We start from the raw sequence: 21,186 nt of genomic DNA, 5'->3' as shown, positions 1-21,186 counted from the left end.
GATCAAGACCTCACTACCCTAAGCGATAATAGCAAGGCGAATTCCACATCACTGAATGCCAATTCGCGTATTCAGATGTGATTAATATTGATATGAGAATCGCAGATTGAGACGATTTGCTTTGTTGCCGGCATTGGCATTGGAATGCGTGAAATTAATGATCGTCACCATGCCATTTTTCCACATCATATCGGCGCCTAAAGAAATCAAAATCATTCGTCTGTCTAGATCATTATTTGGCACTAAGTAAACTGCATCAGGCTCATCAATATAATTGATCTTCAAACTATCACGACGAGCAAAATCACGTTGCAATTCAACTTTTAAACGTGGAATCAATTCGCCCCATGAAGTCGCCACTTTCATCTCGCTATTAAATCCTAAGGTACTGCGTTGACTCAACATGGTCTGCTTATGGTAATGCAACAGATAGTCACCATCGCCCGATTCAGAAAAAGGATCTAACTTCAATTTCGCCATATCAAGACGCACATAGGGAACGAGAATGATTTTACCGAAACTAAGATCGCTGCTGATCGCACCCGAACTAATCATTTGCGAACCTTTCCATTCACCATAAGCCAGAGATAAATCATTATCTTCAAAACGGGCAAAACGGTCTTGAATTTGATTGACGCCTAACATGAATGAGAATCGCATCGATGGCAATAATTGTGTCGTCAAATAACTTGCCGCGGTATTTGCCGTCGCCTTCATAAAGGATAAATCGCGTTCAGATTCGCTATGATCGCGTGCGTACCCAACACCGAAACCAATATGCGTCTGACCACCAGCGAAGCAACGATCTCCTCCTGCGCTAAATCCCAAAGTAGAGTACTTCAAACCATTCACCGTGCGATAACGTCCGGTGCTATTTAAGCCAGAAACCCAATATGAAATTGCGCCACATTCGCGTTCATTTTTCTGCTCTCCCGCAGTTTTCCCCGCTGCAGATTGCGATGCCAAGCTCAACATTCGTCCATTGAAATGTTCGATTTGCGTTTGTTCAAAGTGCCGTACTGCCGCCGTATTTGCGGCGAACATCGCCAACACTCCCGGATCTTTCGATGGATCTGGACGTGGGATTACGGTAATCATTAACTGCGCGACATTTGAAGTACCGCCAACCGCAGTCGCCGTTAATTGCAGACTATCCGTACCAACATATCCGACCGTTGAGGTGTAAGTCACTAGCGTGCCATTCACACTCGCTACACCATGCGCTGGTGCACCATTAAGGCGAATGCTGACACCCGTAAAAGTTGGCCCAGAAATTAAACTGGCCAGATCGATACTGCCACTGCGCCCAGTTTCCACGGTTAAATTTGCATTCTTTAAAACAGGTGCAGCAGCAACCACGGAAATTTGAATCGTGCCAGAAGCAAAACTGCCATTACTGCCGAGCAGTGAATAACTAACACTGTCTGGCCCGACGTAGTTTTGTCTGGGCGTATAACTTAGCCCCAAGCCTTGAACGACGACGCTACCTTGCGTTGCTTGAGCGCTGATATTCAGGCTTTGTGCGCCCTCCAGATTCAGTACAGGTAAAATATTAGCAGTGCTATTTGTCTGAACCACGCTAGTGTTTATTGCACCTGAAATTGCTTGCACAGTGATTGTTATTTTAGCGAGATTAGATGTACCAAAACTTCCACTTGCACTGACCGTGACAGAATCTGTCCCCACAAACCCAGACACAGGGGTATATAACAGCTCCAGACCTCTTACAATCAAATTACCGTGACTAGCTGTGTCAACAATCTGAAGCGTCGCCGCTTCTCCATTAATTTTAGGGGCAATCACATTAGAGATACTATTTGCAGCAACTTGTGCGGTTGCATCGCTTAATTTGGGTGGTTCTGCTTGCACATTAATCGTAATCAATGCCGGAGACGAAGAAGCACTCACGCCATTAGCAACGACAAGGACGGTGTCGGTACCAACAAATCCAGTGTTGGGAGTGTAAATAACACCTAAACCGTTCACAGATATCACACCGTGAAGCGGCGAAGTGACAACAGACACTGTTGAAACATTGCCGCTTAACGAAGGTTTAATTTGGTTAGCACTACTGTTCTTAGGTACGGAAACAGTCATGGGGAGAATGCTTGGAAACTCAGGAATGACAGTGATACTCAAGCTAACAGGTGGTGAGTTTCCATTAGCCCCAGTTGCACTAATTACTACCTGATCGGTTCCGCTAAAACCAGCGTTCGGGGTATATCTAAGTTCAAGTCCATTGAGCGTTATCAATCCATGCGAAGGCCCAGAAATAATATTAAGGGAAGACGCATTTCCTGTGATTATGGGAGAAATCCGAATTTCCCTACTATCTTTAGCTACTGTAATACTGATGGGATCTAATTTGGGAACTGTTGATAGTACAGAGATCGACACTACCGCTGATTCCGATGTTCCACCAGGACCTGTAGCGTTAACACTAAATACATCAACACCGACATAGTTCCTATTCGGCGTGTAACGAATACCTAAACCATCCACTGTCGTTGTACCGTGAAGTGCGCCATTCACGATACTAATAGTTGAAGCTGTGCCTGTAATTTGAGGTCGAATGAGATTATCAGCACTGTCCATCGGAACAGTAAAGCTTGACTCAGCCACGACAGGTGGCGTTGCTGTAACGGATATTGTGATATTTGCCAGAGCTGAACTTCCACCCGGACCAATTGCGGCAATACCAATAGTGTCGTTTCCAACATATCCAACCACCGGTGTATAACGCAGAGAAAACCCATTTACAGACACTACACCATGTGATGGCGAGTTAATAATGCTGAGACCTGTTGCTACGCCAGAAACCAACGGATTAATCAAATTAGCACTGCTATTCAGAGGAAAAGCCAAGTTCATATCTGCAACGACGGGGGCAGCATTGCTTACATTCGTTACATTGATTGAAATAGTAACTGAATTAGAGGTGCCTCCCGGACCTGAAACCGTCAAGGTAACGCTATCACTACCTACAAAATTTGGTCGCGGGGTATACAACACTGTCAGACCACTTACTAAAACATTCCCATTAGTAGCATCCCCCCTGATATTAATGCTACTGGCAACACCTAAGATCACGGGCGAGATATTATTGGCGTTACTATTCGAAGAGATATCTACATTTCGCCCAATAGCAATTGGAGGTCGCTCAGCAACCGAAATCGAAATTGTCGATGGAGCCGATGTCCCACCAGGACCAGTAGCCGTAATAACCATGGTATCTGATCCGATATAACCCATCACCGGCGTGTATGAAACACCCAGTCCACTGACACTTGCTGCACCGTGAGATGGGCTAGTAATAATATTTATCGAAGTCGCAGTACCATTTATAAGCGGCAAGATATAATTATTTACACTATCAACAAAGACACTAAAACTGCCTGCAAGAACTGTAGGTGGTGGCGGACTGATCACAATTGAAATCGTGGCCGTGCTTGATGTTCCACCTGGTCCTGTCACAGCGATCTTCAAATTATCACTGCCGAAATAACCTGCAGATGGCGTGTAACTTAATTCAAATCCGCTAACAGAAACCGTACCATGTGCAGGTGAATTAACCACGATCAGGTTTGTCGCAGCTCCTGATATGACAGGCACGATGCTATTTGCGCTACTGTTAGCCGGAACAGTCACACTACTTGATGCTACAGTTGGTGGAGGTGGATTAACAGTAACAGCGATTGTTGCAGGCGCTGAAGTTCCACCGGGTCCGGTCACGGAAATTGTCATACTGTCGTTCCCAACATATCCAGGCGAAGGTGTATAAACTAGTCCTAAGCCACTTACCGAGGCCACACCGTGTGTTGGTGAACTAAGGAGATTAATACTCGTCGCAGTCCCAGTAATGTTAGGAGTAATTGTATTTGAACCACTATTTGCATTTACTACAACACTACTTGACGCAACAGCTGGCGGAAGAGGGTTCACCGTGACTGAAATATTTGCTGCACTAGATGTCCCCCCGGGACCCGTTGCTTGATAGCTAAACGTATCACTTCCAACATACCCCGCCAATGGCGTATAACTTATCGATAAGCCACTAATGGTTGCACTACCGTGCGCTGGAAATGTTGCTAGAGAAATACTAGTCACACTACCTGACATGCCAGGAGTAAACACATTCGCGGCACTGTTCTGAAGCACAACAAGATTATAAGTGTTCGCAACTGGTGGGGATGGCAATACTGTCACAACAATCGTTGTAGTGTAGTTGACCGGGACTGAAAAAAAAGTCGCACTCACATCAATATTAAAACTAAAGATTCCCACACTTGTCGGCGTCCCAGACAGCAACATTTCATGGTTAGAAGTTGCTGGTGGAGGTGGTGCAATTGTGGATATACCAAGACCTGAAGGAAGTGATCCGTTCAATGTGTAAACATTATCTTGCGTTCCTGTTCCAGCAAAATTTTGAGAAAAGGCCTGACCTTGGGTCATGGTAAGGTTCACCGTAGCCCCGGGATTCAAAATAGTTTGCGCATTTGCGCCGTAGGCACAGAAAAAAAAGACTATCAATGCAAATGTCTGAAGAAAAAGTGGGGATAGACTCATCGCCATGACCGACCGCATTGATTTTATTTTTGATCGTGAATTTATATTCCAAGTCATCTTCGCTCCCCCGCGATTTACTATGGTTAGTCATAATTTCCCTCGAAATAATCTGAAATTGAAGGTCATCATTTAAGCAAAATAGATAATTCAATTTAAATCAGCAAGGCAAAATGAGTTCAAATACACAAAAAATGCTTATCAAAATTTTAGTTTTTTAATACATATGAATTACAAATTTATTTGTATAAGCAGTTTGATTGTACATGGCAAGTATTCCTATGCATGCCACGGCATGACATGTTCTTAGTTCACTGTCTCATTCTCGTCGATTCTCAATTCGATGCAAGACATTTATTTGATCTGAATCTTTAAAAATAGAATAAATAAGAAACAAAAAAAATCACCATATAATTTTAAGTTACGATACTAATATATAGGCCTTTTTATTGGCATGAGACGTAACGACATGCACAACAAACGGCAACTTGCCTGAACTCGCTAGTAATCAATTTGATGAATCTCCATCAGACTTTATCTAAACAGGTTTGAACAATAATGATAAATACCGAATCACAAAAAACCGTTCTCAGTCAACTGAAAATTAATCGTGAAGTGTCACCAAGCAAGAAAAAATCTGTCTCTTACGGACGTTGGCTGATTGTCCTTCTCATTGCAATTGCAATACTTGCTTATCTCTTCAAACCCAGTACACAAGAAGTACAACTTAGTTCTGTTGTGACTACTTATCCATCGCAACAGTATGCGCAACTAAGTGCGTCCGGTTATGTGGTGGCGCAAAGACGTGCGGCTGTCGCGAGCAAGGCGACTGGCCGATTAATATGGCTGAACGTGCGCGAAGGAAGCAAAGTTAAGCAAGGTGAAATCATTGCAAAACTTGATGCGAGTGATGTACAGGCCGCGATGGCTGCGGTGCAGGCGAATATTCGTCAAGCTGAAGCAGGTGTGGCGCAAGCGAACGTCGAATTGGTCAACGCAGAATCGGATTTACAACGTGCTCAAGGATTGAAGGCGCAAGGATTCTTATCGGCGCAGGCGATGGATGCCGCCACTAAACGAGTTAATGCAAGTAAAGCCGCAATGAGCTCTGCCAAAGCGGCAGTGGCGGTGGCAAGATCACAACTACGAGTACAACAAGTAAACCAAGATTTCACCGAAATCCGCGCACCTTTTGATGGCGTTGTGCTCAACAAAAATGCCAACGTTGGCGACATCATTACCCCCTTCTCTAGCGCTGCCGGTAGCCAAGGTGCAGTTGTCACTATGGCTGACATGACGACCTTAGAAGTCGAAGCGGATGTCTCCGAGAGTAATCTGGCAAAAGCCACGATAGGACAACCTGTTGAGATTACTTTAGATGCTTTACCAGACACACGTTTTCGCGGCAGCATTGCAGGTATCGTACCGACCGTCGATCGTGCCAAGGCAACGGTAATGACGAAGATACGTTTTGAAAAACTCGATCCTCGCATCTTGCCGGAAATGAGTGCCAAGGTGACCATACTGTCGCAAGTGGCAACGGACGCCGATCAACAAGCCGTCACTGCCATCAATCCAAAAACCGTCGTCGATCGTGATGGTAAAAAAGTGGCATTTCGTGTCAAAGCGGATACGGTCGAAATGCTAGCGGTCACTTTGGGCAGAAAGATCGGTGACAATCAAGAGGTCACAGGCAATCTTCAATCGGGTGACAAATTAGTCTTGTCTCCTGATGCGAAATTAGTGGCAGGTAAAAAAGTTGTAATCACCAATAAATGAGTGAACAAATGACCGATCCAATGTCATCCATCATTCAAGCATCGTCCACACCACCGATCATCCGGATTCGCGATTTGGATAAATCTTATACACGCGGTGGCCAGCATATTCCAGTCTTACAAGGTGTCAATTTAGATGTTGAGACCGCCGATTTCTTAGCGCTAATGGGCCCAAGTGGCTCAGGCAAAAGTACGCTGTTAAATCTGATCGCTGGCATCGATAAACCAAGCGCTGGCACCATAGAAATTGCGGGCGTCAATATTGCCAATTTAAGCGAAGGCGAACTCGCTGACTGGCGCGCCGCGAACGTTGGCTTTATTTTTCAATTCTACAATTTGATGCCCGTATTAAATGCCTTTGAAAATGTCGAGCTACCTTTATTATTGACGAATCTGTCGCGTTCGCAACGTAAAGCGCATGTGACGGCGGCCTTAGAAATGGTCAGTTTAAGCGATCGCATGGATCACTATCCAAATGAACTATCGGGTGGTCAGCAACAGCGTGTAGCCATTGCGCGCGCACTCGTGACTGATCCAGCGCTGATCGTGGCAGATGAACCAACTGGCGACTTGGATCGAGTGACTGCGGGAGAAGTATTGGATTTATTGGACGAATTACATCGACACCTAGGCAAGACCATTATCATGGTAACGCATGACCCCAAAGCAGCATCGCGCGCGCATCGATTAGTTCATTTGGAAAAAGGTGTGTTAGTACCAGATGAAGCGGCCGAAACACCCGCACAAGCGGTCTGAACGACGGCGCCATCATGTTCATCTTCCGTCTCTTACTCAAAAACGCTTTTCGGCACAAGCTACGAACATTATTGACCATGATCGGTTTAATCGTGGCGATCTGCGCTTTCGGTTTACTACGCACGATTATTGACGCTTGGTATGCTGGTGTCGATGGCACGTCCAGCGTGCGTTTAATCACGCGTAATTCTATCTCACTGACTTTCCCGCTGCCTTTAAGTTATGCCGAGCGTCTGCACAATGTCGACGGTGTCACGGGTGTCAGTTGGTCCAACTGGTTTGGTGGGATTTATATTACCGAAAGAAATTTTTTTCCACAATTCGCAGTCGAGCCTGCAAGTTATTTGGCACTGTATCCAGAATATGTTTTAAAAGACGAAGAGAAAAAAGCCTTCATTTTAGATCGACAGGGTGCCATCGTTGGACGTAAATTAGCCGATCAATATGGTTGGAAAATCGGCGATCAAATTCCCCTACGCGGTACGATTTTTCCCGGCACCTGGACCTTCACGCTACGCGGCATTTGGGATGGCGTCGATGCAAAAACAGATGAATCGCAATTCCTTTTTCATTGGCAATTGCTCGCTGAATCGAATCGACAACGTTTAAAACGCGGCGCTGATTACGTTGGTGTTTATATTGTGCGAATTAATGAACCTGATAACGCACCTATCGTTTCGGAAAGGATAGACGCCTTGTTTAAGAATTCTTTGGGCGAAACCTTAACAGAAACGGAAAAAGCCTTTCAACTCGGCTTCGTATCAATGAGTGAAGCGATCTTGGTTGCAGTCAATGCGGTTAGTTTTGTCATCATCATTATTATTATGGCCGTCATGGCGAATACGATGACCATGACGGCTCGCGAACGGCTGGCTGAATATGCTACCTTGAAAGCCCTCGGATTTTCACCGGGCTTTGTCGTCAAACTCTTATTTGGTGAAAGCTTGGTCATCGCATTAATCGGTGGCGGTGCTGGCTTGCTGCTCACCTTACCGATTGCGGCGGCATTTGCAAAAGCAGTTGGTACACTCTTCCCAACATTCATGGTGTCGCAAACCACCATGCTATTACAAATTCTAGCCAGCCTGATTGTCGGTGTCGTCGCCGCTGCTTGGCCAGCATGGAAAATGAGCCGTATCGATATCGTCAATGGTCTGAGGCATGTCGCATGAAGGCGATTCCATTTTCCTACGTCGCACGAAACTTATGGGTACGCCGTGTTACCACGCTGTTAACTGCGGGTGGCATGGCCTTGGTGATTTTTGTCTTCACCGTTGTCTTAATGATGAGTGAAGGCATACGCGCCACCTTAGTCGCGACCGGACAGCCCGACAATGTGTTGGTGTTACGCAAAGGCGCTGGAGCCGAAATTAATAGCGGCATCTCACGCGACCAGGCAGCAATTATCGCCAGTTTACCGGGTATCGCAACCAATCGAGATGGCAAGCTTCTCATCAGCAAAGAACCGGTTGTACTGAACAATTTAGCCAAACGTAGCAATGGCAAACCCAGCAATGTCACTTTGCGTGGAACTTCGGCATTAGGTTTGGAATTGCGTCCACAGGTAAAAATGATCGAGGGTCGGATGTTTCGCCCTGGCAGTTCCGAAATCGTTGCCGGACGCTCGATTGCACAAGGTTTTCGTGGTGCCAGCTTGGGAGAAACACTGCGCTTCGCACAAAGAGATTGGCTAGTCGTTGGCATTTTTGATTCTGGCAAAACCGGTTTCGATAGCGAGATCTGGGGCGATAGTGAACAACTGATGGCGGCATTTCGTCGCAATGCTTATTCAACGATTGTATTTCGCCTCAATGATTTGACCGCCACAGACAATCTACAAGCGGCGATTAAGAATGATCCTCGATTACAAATTGATGCCAAGCCTGAAATTCAATTCTACGCAGAACAAAGTGAAGCACTCGCGACCTTTATCCGCATCTTAGGATTAAGTTTATCAGTGATATTTTCAATCGGTGCCATCGTTGGTGCGATGATCACAATGTTTGCGGCTGTTGCTCAGCGGGTCGGCGAAATTGGTGCATTACGTGCGCTTGGATTTAGACGAAGTGCAGTATTAATTGCCTTTCTATCAGAATCCTTATTACTATCTTTAGTTGGCGGCGTAATCGGCTTATTCGCGGCATCCTGGATGCAAACTGTCGATATTTCAACGACAAATTTTCAAACATTCAGCGAACTTGCATTTCAATTCAAAATGACAAGTGAAATTATTTTACAAACAATCATGTTCTCGTTAAGCATGGGTTTCATTGGTGGTTTCATTCCAGCATGGCGCGCCTCGCGTATGAAAATTGTCGATTGCTTACGAGCATCATAACGTTTTTGCACATTTGGATCTTTTTGTAAGCAAGCGTAAATCCTGCCTTTCTAACATCTCGCGTTTCCTATAATTTGATCACATCAGATTTTTTAGCATTTTGTGAATTTTTGTGACATCCAAAAACACATCTGCTGCGTTATGTCTACACAGGTAACACCGCTGACACTTTCAACTATTCAAATGTGCGAAAGAAACATCATGAATATACTGCAACATCCCAAGAAAATCGCAAGCCTCACTGCTATCGCTATCAGCTCCTGCCTGTTCATTGGTCAGGCACATGCGCAAAATAATCTTCCCCCACCACAAGCCAATCCGCCAGCCAATCCGCCAAGCAATTTACAAAATGCACCGGATGACCAAAATTACGAACCACCAAGTCGGATTGCGCGAGTTGGCTATTCCTACGGCAATATCAGTTTTGCAGATGCTGGTAGTAATCAGTGGGTGCCTTTATTAGCGAATCGCCCAATTTCAACTGGTGACAGTGTTTCGGTACCCGACGGTGGTCGTGCTGAGTTACAAGTTGGTGCCAATGCTTTGCGCTTAAATGAGCGCACACGTATTAGCTTCATCACCTTGAACGATGAAAACACACAAATTCAGTTGTCACAAGGTAGTTTAGTGCTACGCGTACGCGCTTTGCAGGAACGGGAAAACTTTGAGGTCAACACGCCTAATCTGAGTTTTTCAATTCAAGAACCAGGTGAATACCGCATCAATATCAATGAGGACAATACCAGCACCGTGATGGTTCGTCGTGGCGTCGGCGTGGCACAAGGTGATCGCGATGTCATTACGCTGCGTGAGGGCGAACAAACGCGCTTCTCTGGTACCAATTTAAATCACACACAAATTGTTCGGGTGCCGCCATTCGACACCTTCGATCAATGGGCTGCTGATCGTGATCGTGCTGAGGACAATTCTATTTCTGCGCGTTACGTGCCGCGCGATATGGTGGGCTACCAACAGTTAGATGAATATGGCAATTGGGATACTCACCTCGAATATGGTGCAATTTGGTATCCACGTGGTATTTCAGTTGGCTGGGCACCTTACCGCGATGGTAAATGGGTGTGGGTTGCACCTTGGGGTTGGACTTGGGTAGATCGTTCACCGTGGGGTTTTGCGCCCTATCACTATGGACGTTGGGCTTATGTTGGCAAGCGTTGGGGTTGGGTGCCGGGTCGTTATGAACGACATCACCGCGCTGTCTATGCACCAGCATTGGTCGCATGGGTAGGCATCGGTAGCGGCGGTTTAAACGCTGGCATCAATTTAAGCTCTCGACATAGCCACGGACCATCCGTCTCATGGTTCCCACTCGGGCCTGGCGAAGTTTATCGTCCACATTACACCCGCAGTTCGCGCTATATTCAACATATGAACCAAACTGTCATCGTCAATCATACAACGGTCATCAATCGCCAATCACGTGATAACGACTCGTATCGTAATGATCGTTATCGCAATCAGCACGTCCACAATGCAGTGACGTCAGTACCAACGCAAACCTTTGTGCGCGGCGATCACGTATTCCCTGCATCGTCTGCGCTTCGTCCTTCGGATACCAAAAACATGCGGGTGAATTTGGATGGTCCGGATCTCACTCCGGACAAAAATAATCGTTTTGGCGATGCACGTCCACGTAACTGGCAAGAAAACGATCAGTTCCGCAGCCGCCCGGTGATTACTGGCTCAAACCGTGGTGAACCGATCAAAATCAATGATGCGGGAAAAATCAATCGCTACGATGACAATCGCTCGGATGAACGCCCAGCACGTAACGACAGATTTGAACGGTCAAACAGGACTGAGCTGCGTTCAGAGAATGGCTTGGCAATTCCCAATACCATGCCACAATCACGTAACTTAAATACGCCTGACCGTAGCAGTGCGAATGCACAACGCTTTGAACGCCCTGCGCAGATCGAGTCGCGTGGTTTTAATCAAACGGTGACTGCGCCTGTGCAAAATACTTCAATTGCTACTCAGCCACAAGCTTCATCTAATTCTGGCATACGAACAGTAGAAGAGATGTCAGCCGAACGTCAAAGTCAAAGGATACGGATTGATCGTATGGACCCGACCAGTTCGCAACAACGTGATCGATGGGAAGACAGTAATCGCGAAGCAACGCGAGCCTCAATCTCCACTCAGCGTCAAGATCCGATTCGTGAGTATCGCAATAATGCAAATCAGAACGTCAACCCGGTTCCTAATGCCAATGCAGAAATGACAGTCAATCGACCTGTCAACATCAACAATGAACGCAATGCTGAACGCTTTGAACGTCGTGTGGAACGCGCTCCTGAACGCGCTCCTGAACGCATACAAGAACGAATCCAAGAACGTCCTCAGGCAGCAATGCCACGCGAAATGCCGCAGCCAAGACAGGAAGTAAGAATGGCAGAACCAAGACGCGAAACGGCACCAGTGATGCGGGTTGAACGTCCGGAACGTGAGAAGAGTTCAGACAATAAAAAAGAATCTAAACGCGAAGTGCATGAACAATAAGTTAATCCGCTAAAAAATTAGGGAGTTCTGACCATAATCAGAACTCCCTATTTTTATATATTGTGTACTGTGTACTACTTACTGTTGACCGCAGAAGAGCACTATGACAAACTAAGAGTGCGATGCTACTTCAATTCAATTTGCATTTTCTCAAATCACATTTGCACCGCTGTACTCAAAACGGACCACAGCTTGGCTCAATACTTTGCGGCTTGTCCAGCCGCTGGTGTCGCCTTCTTAATGAATTCACGAATATGTTCATTCGATGTCACCAAATCCTCCGAACGCAAATACATCATGTGACCACTGCGGTAGCCTTTAAATTCCATACGGTCTTTCATCTTACCGCTAGGATCAACCTGCCACATCGTGTACTTCGCATCGAAGTAGTTCGTTGCGCCATCATAGTAGCCAGACTGCACCAATAAACGCATGTAAGGATTTTCCGCCATCGCCAAACGCAAATCTTCCCCCGTATTGTCATTACTATTATCCCAAGGGCGCACTGGTCCAAACATGTTGTACTTGACGTCTGTCTTATACTTTAAGACGTCACGCAAATAATGATTGATTGCCGGAGTAAATGAATGCAGCCATGAAGTCAACTCGGCATTGTAATCTGGTCCACTGCCAGCTTCGATACGATCAATCCCTAGGTAGCGAGAATCCAAACGACCAACTGTTTGTCCGCTCGTACGTAACAACTCTTTCCAAAAATAGGCAGGCGGCATCGCCAAATTGTGCTGCATGATGGCGGTTTCCGACACACCAGCATAACGCGCTACTTTTGCAGCGATATGCTGTCTTTGTACAGGATCGATAAATCCACCTTTCGATAAGGCAGGAATAAATTCATTTAACGTAAAGTTTTCGGATTCTGCCAGCACTTCATTCAAGTCACGCTTTTGCAGATCGGCTGGTAACATCTTGTGATGCCAAGCGGTTGCGGTGTAATAAGGCAAGTTCAAGGCATCTTTTACCGGGCCATCGCGCTTAATTCCCAAGCCAGTTGGCGACACCAGAATCACACCATTCAAATACATCCAATGGTTGTTTTGCAGCTCTTTCGCCAAACCAGAAACACGCGTTGTACCATAGCTTTCACCAATCAAATACTTTGGCGAGTTCCAACGACTTGTGCGCGACACAAAAGTATTGAGCCACTCGGCCAAGTAAGCGATATCAGCATTCACACCAAAGAATTGAGCACGATCTGCCTTTGGATCAAGGATACGTGAAAAACCGGTATTGACCGGGTCAATATAGACAATATCGGCAACATCAAGAATCGAATGCGGATTGTCACGCACACCATAAGGCTGCACTGGATAGCCTTCATCATCGATGTTCAACATCTTTGGTCCAGTGTAGGCAACATGCATCCACACTGACGCAGAACCTGGGCCACCATTGAAAGAAATCACCAACGGGCGCTTATCCTTGTTCGTTACATCGCTACGTTGATAATAGGTATAAAACAAAGATGCAATGACTTTGCCATCTTTATCCCATACAGGCTGAGTACCAGCGGTTGCCTTGTAGGGAACCACTTTCCCTTTAATATTTACCTGACCTGTCGAATGCACCGCTGATTCAGCTGGCAATAAACGTTCATTCACCGCAGAAGCAGCTCTTGGTTTATCTGCAGAAACTGCGGCTGCGGAAGCATTCGTTTGACTAGCCGCATTATTGCCATCTTGCGCATAAGCATTCGCGACGCAAAAAGCCATGCTAGCTAGTAAGAATTTTGTAGTTTTCATAGTCTCGGTATTCCATTATCTTTGTTATTGATCGATATGCGAACCTAAAAGAATAGGCAGAGCACAATCACTTTTTGCAACGCTAGCCAACACTCACCTTACCGGTAGCTCGCATACGGCTCATTTACTGCTTATTTACTGCTCTTTAACTGATGTTCTGTAACTCTTCTGCGATCCAAAAGAGCCGCACATTGGAAGGCCGTCAGCAGAAAAAGTTCCCTAAGAGATTTTCTTCTTCCTGAGTTGACAAAACAAGTCAGCGATATCGGTATAATCTCGATCAACCAACATGCATAATCATTACCGCTAAGCCTAAATTGCATAGCATTGCGTCTAATTAAATTGATAGGAATTTCATCATGAGCGACAACACAGATATCGACATCTGCGGCAGTTTTAAAGCCACTGATTCCAAGGGCACAGAGCATACGATCAAAGGAATTCGAATTTATGATGAAGGCTACGGCATCATAGACGTGTTTGTGGATTTTGCGGCTCCGATGGAAGCCGGCACCTATCGTGATACAACACTGGTACAGCAAATTCTGAACCAGTTGCGCAAAGTTGGCTATTCGGGTCCAGACTTTGAAGCAACCGATCCTAGCTTACAAGAACGCAAGATGATTGTTTTAGAGGCACCAGAAGAATTCTGCCAATTTGCGAAAACAAAAGGTTGGAAAAATTTGGCTGAAGAGTTTGAGTAAGTTCGCTTCAATTTAAATAAGCACAAATAAGCACCTAAACGAACAACTACACCAACAACGAAGTCAATGTGCAAGCGCGAAAAGTTCTACACTTTTCGCGCTTATTTATTTACAACGAAAGCACATCGCGACTCGAATCAAAGTCGCGTCATTATGTAGGATCAATAACACCCATCGCAATCATCCGCAACGCCGTCATACTCGGCACAAAAAAATACTCACCACCGCGCGTTTCAACTAGACGTGGAATTTTACTCAAGAAATACGGCGCTTGATCGCTATCGGGATCAACTTGCAACACCGCTTTGCTTGGGAATTTTTCATCAGCACTGTGATTGCCTAGTAAGATTTCCTTATCACTACCAGCTTGAAAATCATTTCCGTAATTAATCCATTGTTGCTGCACAAACTCGAACTGACGTGCGATATCGGCATTGAGCATCATAATGACAATACCATGGTTGCCATCATCACGCGAACGGTCTTTCGCTTGACCATAAGGTAGACCACGACGTAAAAGCCGTCGACGATTGGTTAATGCACCCGGCGTATCAAAAGCCTCTTTATTTAAAATCATACTGCCCGGATTTTCTCCCTTCACCATCTCTAGCGATGCGCGTGGATTAATACGACGGATATGTGCGCTGAACGGGCATTTACCGCCACTCATATCTTCATCGTAAGTAAAGTCACTCAGCAATTTATCTTTGCCACGTTGATCTGCACCTAATAAAGCCATATCAAATTTGGCTTTGCTTTCCGCATCAGGTGCCTTGACCAAGGGAGCGCCATTATCGCGCCAACGACCAACAAATTTTGCAGCTAATAATTCTTTACCACCGGGGTATTTCTTACCATGCTCATCGAGATAGGCATCAAAAGTCGCGACATTTTCATGCAATTTTCGATACACCATGTAAGTACCATTGCGCGACAAAAGCACAGGTTGCGGTGCTGGCGGATATTCATGAGCCTCGTCTATATGCCCTAACAAAAATTCACCAGTCGCCAAGGGTTCCCAACTACCATCGGCCATTTGTTTGCCACGACCATGCACATTTAAATCGTAATTGGGTGTTCCTTCAAACACCGGATCGCCGATCCCATCGGTATAGCCGAAATGCTCTTTCGAAGTTGGCTTACCATCTTCCATCACCACTTGGACATCCTGATAATCGAGTAACTGACCATCATCAGCACGATGCCCACCCAAAATCACCACGCCGCCTTGATGTTGCGCAACTACCGATACTAGCCACTGATAACTTTCTTCGAGTAATGCCGTAAGTCTGGCGTTTAATGAAATGAAAATATGCACATCTCGTTCACGAGTCTCACGATTTCCTACCCAAATCGGATCCCAATTCTCGGGAGAGCTTGCGCCATCGTCGCCCAAGATATCGCGCCTATCTTTCATACCAGCGACAAATTCACCCGAAAAGCCAATTAAAGAAGAACGTGGCAAATCAAGTTCTTTCAAGCCTTGATAAGCAAATGCGATATTGACTGTCCAATTGGGTTGTTTGATCTGCCCTTCTCCGTCTCCCCACTCCACCGAGGTGGTAACACGCTTAGTCACTGCTGCGACAAAGGCGCGACCAAGTTCAGAATCGCGAATATTTAAAAAAACATAGCGCGCAACAGGATAGCCAAAACGTCCATATGCACGAATAACATTACCTTGAATATCAGTCAGGTCTAATTGTTTAGTCACAGCATCACCTATTTATAGTCTGTATTTACCGGCGGACCAAGTCGGCGCGGCGAGATTGGTCGGAGCTACGCGCTGCATGAAAGCTTGCAAATTAACTTTGATCGCAGAGGCGTCTAAACCCTGATTCTCAATCGTAAATTTTGCAAATTCCTGCTTTAGATAAAGTGCTTTCAATTGTTCTTCTAAAGATTCATCATTCGAACCATTAAAAAACAGCGACGCTGGTAACTGACATTTCTTCATGTAAGTAATAAATGATTCCGCATCACGTACCGATTCAAAGCCATAGCAGTACTGCCAGATCTCTTTGACTCGATCGCTAATCGCATGCCACATGCCGCGCAGATAGCCATCGAGATCAGCGTTTTCCCCGCCATGAAAATTGCAAGAAAAAACCAGGTAACGATTCTTTAAATGATCTTCTTTAGGTACCGTATTGCGGCGTAAAGAATCAGGCACTGCGGGCAAAAAATCACTGAAAGTATCGAGTGCGCCACCAGTTGGTAACGACTCTGTGTAGACATCATCTAAAACGAAGAAACGACACAGATAAGTTTGTGGCACCTTCGACATAGGACTGTTTTGCTCAAAATTCCAATGCTGCAAATGATCGCGAATCACATCCGCAAAGGCGATTTCTTCTTTGGTATAAGCATTTTTTATAGGAGATAAAATGGTCAAAGCATAGGCTTTACCGCTGACATTACCGGCCATGTTGTTCTCCCTTGATATTCTGCACATTCGTGAGTTCCGCACCACGATCCAACATCGCTTGCTCTGCAACTTCTTGTTTTAAGCGACCATCGTGCCAACGCTGACGACGCTGCACTTGGTAAGCCGACATACTGATAATCGGCGTCGGATGCATCTCACCTAAATCGTGCTGTAAGCCACGTAACAAGGCGTTATAGCGCTTCATGAATTCCTCATCACTACTATCCAAGGGCTGCTTTTGAAATGCAATCAAAGCGTCTTTCACTGCCTTTGCACTTTTAATGTCATTCGATGCCGCTAATGGATAAGCATTGTAGTAATGAATCGTTTCAATCTGGTTGTAGCGAATATAGTTATGAAATGGCGTCAAAGGCACAGACTTTGGATAGCGGATATTCCACTTCCAAAACAAATCCAAACCACCTGGAATTGCAAAGGTGAACGAATCCACATACTGATCCCAACTGCCATTAAAATTACTAAAAAACAGCATGTAGGAATAATTCAATTCTTCCTTCGGCTGTTTGGGATCAAGATGCGGAAATTGATTCTTACCGACGATGACCCAACGTGCATAGTGAATCAAGGACAAGGTAATCAAACCTTTCAAGGTTGATGGCTTTTTTAAAGCGATCCAGAAAATGAGTTTATTCAGCCAGACTGTGTACCAACGAATTGGTGTAATCACATTCATGGCATAAGCTTTGCCCGCGATATTTGACATGCTTTCCCCTATTCAATTAAAGATCCTCGTTTAACGAGTTGTTTTACTACTGACGAATCCCATCATCAACATAGGACTTACGCAAAATTGCGCTGGCTAGGCGAACACAACAACGCCAGCGTCTGTTTTGCGTAAGTCCTACAACACATCAACCATACTATTTTTACTTATTAATAATATAAAAGTGTGCAATTTCAATTTAGCAAAGTCAATCCATACAAAACTTATTTCTTGATTTCGTCGTATTTCTGCGTAAGTCAAAGAAAAGTAAATAGAATTAAGCAAATTGAATGCCATCTTTACTCGAAGCTGAGACAAGCTGAATTTCACTTAGATGACGAGTCGAACAAATAATGTTCCCGCACCGATTCCCCCTATTTATGTAAAGCATGCTTGACATAATTTTTAAATCGTTTACTATGTGATCCATGCTTTACATAGCAAAGCGTTTTTGAACATGTAAAGCAAACACGATAGACAGGGAATAGCACGGCACAAATTGCCTTGCTTTTTTTATGTCAATTGATGTCAAGCTAGCTTTACATATTATTTTTCACAAAATAAAGGAATGTTATGTTCAATAATGAATATTCAAAGAAAGACAAAGTCAACGCAAAGAAATACGGCAACGAACTAGGGATCAGCATAGTGATATACATGGTCGTACTGTTCGGTTCCATTTACATTGCGAAGCCAATGGAAAATAGTTTGCTACGTACACTGATCGTGTTAACACCGACGATCCCAGCACTCGGCGCATTCTGGGCGATCATTCGCCATTTTCAACGTATGGATGAATACATGCGGGTATGGTTACTCGAGGTGATCGCACTCGCTGGAGGGATTACTGCTTTTTTTAGTTTTAGCTATGGCTTTTTAGAGGGCATGGACTATCCCAAACTCAGCGGCTTCGTGATCTATGTCATTTTCATGGGAAGCTGGGGACTGATCACACTTTTGCGTAAATATGTTCTGGAGCGTGAATAATGAAAAACATCGTCAAAGAATTACGCACAGAAAAAGAATGGAGTCAGGCCACCTTAGCCGACCATCTGGAAGTCTCACGCCAGACCGTTAACGCCATCGAGACTGGTCGCTATGATCCCAGCTTGCCGCTCGCGTTTACCATCAGTAAATTATTTGGAAAACCGATTGAGAAAATATTTTTTGAGGATTGAATGTATTAATTAAGCAGTGCAGAGTCATGCATGAACAAACTCTGCACTTACGATTGTTGCGACACAACTTACCATACCTGTCGTTCCTGCGAAGGCAGGAACCCATTGACATGAACTGCCAGCACTGCAAACAGACCTGGACTTCATACCATCCCAAATAAGCGTTTTAAGTATTTGTTTTGTTAGTTCATTACTCATCAAAAACTATGTTCAAAATTCAATCTCACTAATTGATACGGCCTCTGTGTATCGATTCTGGTGGTGATAAATTCGCGCTCATAAAACTCAAACCCACTGGCATAAGCACGCTTCAACATATTGTCGATACTGAGACGAAGTTGCGTCTTTTTATCAAATTTCCACAGGCCATACATATCGAGCTGGGTTTGTGCTTGATGTAATTCACGTTGACTCAAATTCACCAGTAAAGGATTGCCATCCCGATAGCGTAGACTTGCACCGAGGCTCAACGGAAAATCTTTCGCGGTGTAATCAACATTTGAATTCACTGTCAAGGAAATCGGTGTGAGACGATTGTCTGGTTTAGGCAAATTAGACATGGTAGTCCAGCTTTTAGATACAGAAAAACTCAGATTCAGTTCTGGTGCCGTTGCCATAAATCGCTTCAAAGGGAACTGTGTATCCATACTCACAGTTTTACTAAGCGCTTCGCCGGCATTCACAAACTGTCGCCACCAGTCATCGCCAATTTTACTAAGATCTTGTCGGTGTAAATCGTCGATCTTGCGAACAACCGAGCGCAGATTGTAATTCCATTTATCACTACCATTATGCTCATACGCTGCTTCCATCGACCACGCCAATTCGGGCCTGAGATTGGGGTTAGCAAGGTAGCCAGGATTTTCTATGGAATTATTAACGCGCTTAAATCGAGGGTTAACTAACTGGAAATTACTCGGTGCTCGGTAGCTACGCGAGACACCAAGGCGCAGACGATCTGTATTTTCAGGATTCAATTGCCATAGCGTTTGTACGATAGGGCTCCAGACATTGGCGACGTTTTTCACAGCAAACAGCTGATTGCCCTCCGTTTCCACCCGCACAGTTTCCCAACGTAAGCCCATTGATGCGGTGGAAGTTTTTTGAAAACGCCAGTCATCTTGCATAAAAAAAGCCCAGCGCGACACCACCGAATGCGTAGTCTGATCATCTAGAGTGATGGTGGAAATACCACTGTTGTTCACCTTTCTATCCACACTCAAACGCTGGTCACTATCAACTTGACTGCTCCCATTCCAACCACCCACAATGTCGTGATTTTTAAATCCTGGCGTACTTAGTTTAAGCGTACTATTGAAACCGCCACGACGTCGGATGCGGTTCATCGTGCGCTCTAAATCGACTGCAGCAGTTGGCGTAAAGTGAAGCTCATGCGAGGAAATTTTTGAATAATTGCCACTAACTCCTAGCGTCAAATCAATACGTACATCCTCCAAAAATCGATGACCTATTTTGAGATTGCTATTTGCCGATTGAGAGGCATCAGAGAAGCGATCTCTTTCGTAAGCAATTGGAAAAGTTGCTTGTCTAGAAAATTCATAATTCATATCTGTACCAACTTGGTCACGTGAGAAGGCAATGACAGAATTTGAACTGATACTCAGTCCACCTGCTGTCTTATACTGAAATTCAGGATTTATACTCAACATTTTGTTTTTCACCGTCCCGACAAAGCGGCTATCGTATTCGCTAACAATGTCATTATTCAAATCACGCATGGTTACTGACGACAGTCGGGGTGCTCCAAAAATGTTTCGATTCTGTCCAGCCGCAATCGACAAAGCATAAGATAAATTATCGCGTTTATCTGATGCCCGCCACTCAAGATTAGCCGCCGGCGCAAAAGCATCACTAAGACTAAGCTTGACTTGTTGCTGCGCGTCGCGTGGAATTTTTTTCAGAATAATATTGATCGTGCCTGCGATTGCTGCACTGCTGAACTCGGCGCTACCGAGGCGATAAATTTCTACACGATCTATCATCAGCATAGGAATATGATCAATATTAGCGCCGCGTAATGGTTCGCCATCCAACAAAATCTGTGTGTACTGACCACCCATGCCTGGCAATTGAATGCGGCCGTTGCTAACAATCACACCAGGCACTCGTTTCATTGCATCGGTAATGGTCGTATCCCCAAAGCGCTGCAACTCTGCATTTGCCACAATGGTCTTTGCTGAGGCATCACGTCGTGCGTTTTCGGTTTCTGACTTAGCTTTTACTTCTACTTGCTGCGTTGGCTGCATTAGTGATACTGGATTTTGCGCCTGACTATGAGTACTAAAGCCGATTAACAGAGCACAAACCAATTTCATTCTAGGAGGCTTTTCACTGTGACCAAATTTTGTCTGGGATTTATTTTTCATGGTATCGAATGCCTCTCACTCTAATTAAACTGGAACTAAAGATGGAAAAA

At 45.0% G+C, this 21,186-nt stretch carries 14 protein-coding genes; 8 read left to right on the top strand and 6 right to left on the bottom strand.

Annotation, left to right across the window (positions count from 1 at the left end; genetic code table 11):
• Positions 1 to 81 precede the first annotated feature (81 nt).
• Complete coding sequence (locus H8K33_RS00550; protein WP_186889042.1) at positions 82 to 4,452, bottom strand: Ig-like domain-containing protein; 4,371 nt, start codon at positions 4,450 to 4,452, stop codon at positions 82 to 84.
• A gap of 669 nt (positions 4,453 to 5,121) precedes the next feature.
• On the opposite strand from H8K33_RS00550, the gene H8K33_RS00545 reads away from it, so the two are divergent.
• From H8K33_RS00545 to H8K33_RS00525, 5 genes are all read left to right on the top strand, one after another.
• On the top strand, positions 5,122 to 6,342 hold the full coding sequence (locus tag H8K33_RS00545; protein ID WP_186889041.1) for an efflux RND transporter periplasmic adaptor subunit: 1,221 nt from the start codon (positions 5,122 to 5,124) through the stop codon (positions 6,340 to 6,342).
• An 8-nt stretch (positions 6,343 to 6,350) separates the two neighbouring features.
• Positions 6,351 to 7,097 carry an ABC transporter ATP-binding protein gene (locus H8K33_RS00540; protein WP_246443198.1) on the top strand — a complete coding sequence of 249 codons (747 nt, stop codon included), beginning with the start codon at positions 6,351 to 6,353 and terminating at the stop codon, positions 7,095 to 7,097.
• A 14-nt stretch (positions 7,098 to 7,111) separates the two neighbouring features.
• A complete protein-coding gene (locus H8K33_RS00535) occupies positions 7,112 to 8,269 on the top strand; it encodes an ABC transporter permease (protein ID WP_186889040.1) in 1,158 nt (385 codons plus the stop codon).
• Positions 8,266 to 9,435: an ABC transporter permease gene (locus H8K33_RS00530; protein WP_186889039.1), complete on the top strand. Its 1,170-nt coding sequence runs from the start codon at positions 8,266 to 8,268 to the stop codon at positions 9,433 to 9,435. Before H8K33_RS00535 ends, H8K33_RS00530 begins: the two co-directional genes overlap by 4 nt.
• A gap of 201 nt (positions 9,436 to 9,636) precedes the next feature.
• The gene (locus H8K33_RS00525; protein WP_186889038.1) at positions 9,637 to 11,955 is read left to right on the top strand and encodes a DUF6600 domain-containing protein; all 2,319 of its coding nucleotides are present in this window, start codon (positions 9,637 to 9,639) and stop codon (positions 11,953 to 11,955) included.
• A 197-nt stretch (positions 11,956 to 12,152) separates the two neighbouring features.
• Here the strand turns inward: H8K33_RS00525 and H8K33_RS00520 are convergent, their stop codons facing one another.
• Positions 12,153 to 13,715 carry a S10 family peptidase gene (locus H8K33_RS00520; RefSeq protein WP_186889037.1) on the bottom strand — a complete coding sequence of 521 codons (1,563 nt, stop codon included), beginning with the start codon at positions 13,713 to 13,715 and terminating at the stop codon, positions 12,153 to 12,155.
• 359 nt (positions 13,716 to 14,074) lie between these two features.
• On the opposite strand from H8K33_RS00520, the gene H8K33_RS00515 reads away from it, so the two are divergent.
• Positions 14,075 to 14,419 (top strand): hypothetical protein, encoded by a 345-nt coding sequence (locus H8K33_RS00515; protein ID WP_186889036.1) that lies wholly within the window; start codon positions 14,075 to 14,077, stop codon positions 14,417 to 14,419.
• A 151-nt stretch (positions 14,420 to 14,570) separates the two neighbouring features.
• On the opposite strand, the gene H8K33_RS00510 is transcribed toward H8K33_RS00515, so the two are convergent.
• From H8K33_RS00510 to H8K33_RS00500, 3 genes are read right to left on the bottom strand one after another with little or no spacing between them, the layout of a single operon-like run.
• Positions 14,571 to 16,133, bottom strand: a complete 1,563-nt coding sequence (locus H8K33_RS00510) for a peroxidase (protein ID WP_186889035.1) — start codon at positions 16,131 to 16,133, stop codon at positions 14,571 to 14,573.
• 12 nt (positions 16,134 to 16,145) lie between these two features.
• Positions 16,146 to 16,847: a hypothetical protein gene (locus H8K33_RS00505; RefSeq protein WP_186889034.1), complete on the bottom strand. Its 702-nt coding sequence runs from the start codon at positions 16,845 to 16,847 to the stop codon at positions 16,146 to 16,148.
• A complete protein-coding gene (locus tag H8K33_RS00500) occupies positions 16,837 to 17,571 on the bottom strand; it encodes a hypothetical protein (protein WP_222613235.1) in 735 nt (244 codons plus the stop codon). The genes H8K33_RS00505 and H8K33_RS00500 overlap by 11 nt, the downstream gene beginning before the upstream one ends.
• 573 nt (positions 17,572 to 18,144) lie before the next feature.
• On the opposite strand from H8K33_RS00500, the gene H8K33_RS00495 reads away from it, so the two are divergent.
• On the top strand, positions 18,145 to 18,558 hold the full coding sequence (locus H8K33_RS00495; RefSeq protein WP_186889033.1) for a hypothetical protein: 414 nt from the start codon (positions 18,145 to 18,147) through the stop codon (positions 18,556 to 18,558).
• Positions 18,558 to 18,749 (top strand): helix-turn-helix transcriptional regulator, encoded by a 192-nt coding sequence (locus H8K33_RS00490; RefSeq protein ID WP_186889032.1) that lies wholly within the window; start codon positions 18,558 to 18,560, stop codon positions 18,747 to 18,749. The genes H8K33_RS00495 and H8K33_RS00490 overlap by 1 nt, the downstream gene beginning before the upstream one ends.
• 197 nt (positions 18,750 to 18,946) lie before the next feature.
• Here H8K33_RS00490 and H8K33_RS00485 read toward each other — a convergent pair whose 3' ends face one another.
• Positions 18,947 to 21,136 (bottom strand): TonB-dependent receptor plug domain-containing protein, encoded by a 2,190-nt coding sequence (locus H8K33_RS00485; protein ID WP_186889031.1) that lies wholly within the window; start codon positions 21,134 to 21,136, stop codon positions 18,947 to 18,949.
• Positions 21,137 to 21,186: the final 50 nt, after the last annotated feature.

Origin of the sequence: Affinundibacterium amnicola (assembly GCF_014284275.1) — a bacterium.
In the GTDB taxonomy this organism is placed as follows: domain Bacteria; phylum Pseudomonadota; class Gammaproteobacteria; order Burkholderiales; family Burkholderiaceae_D; genus Undibacterium; species Undibacterium amnicola.
The sequence above is the reverse complement of the archived record's forward strand: the minus strand, read 5'-3'. Positions and strand labels throughout refer to the sequence as shown.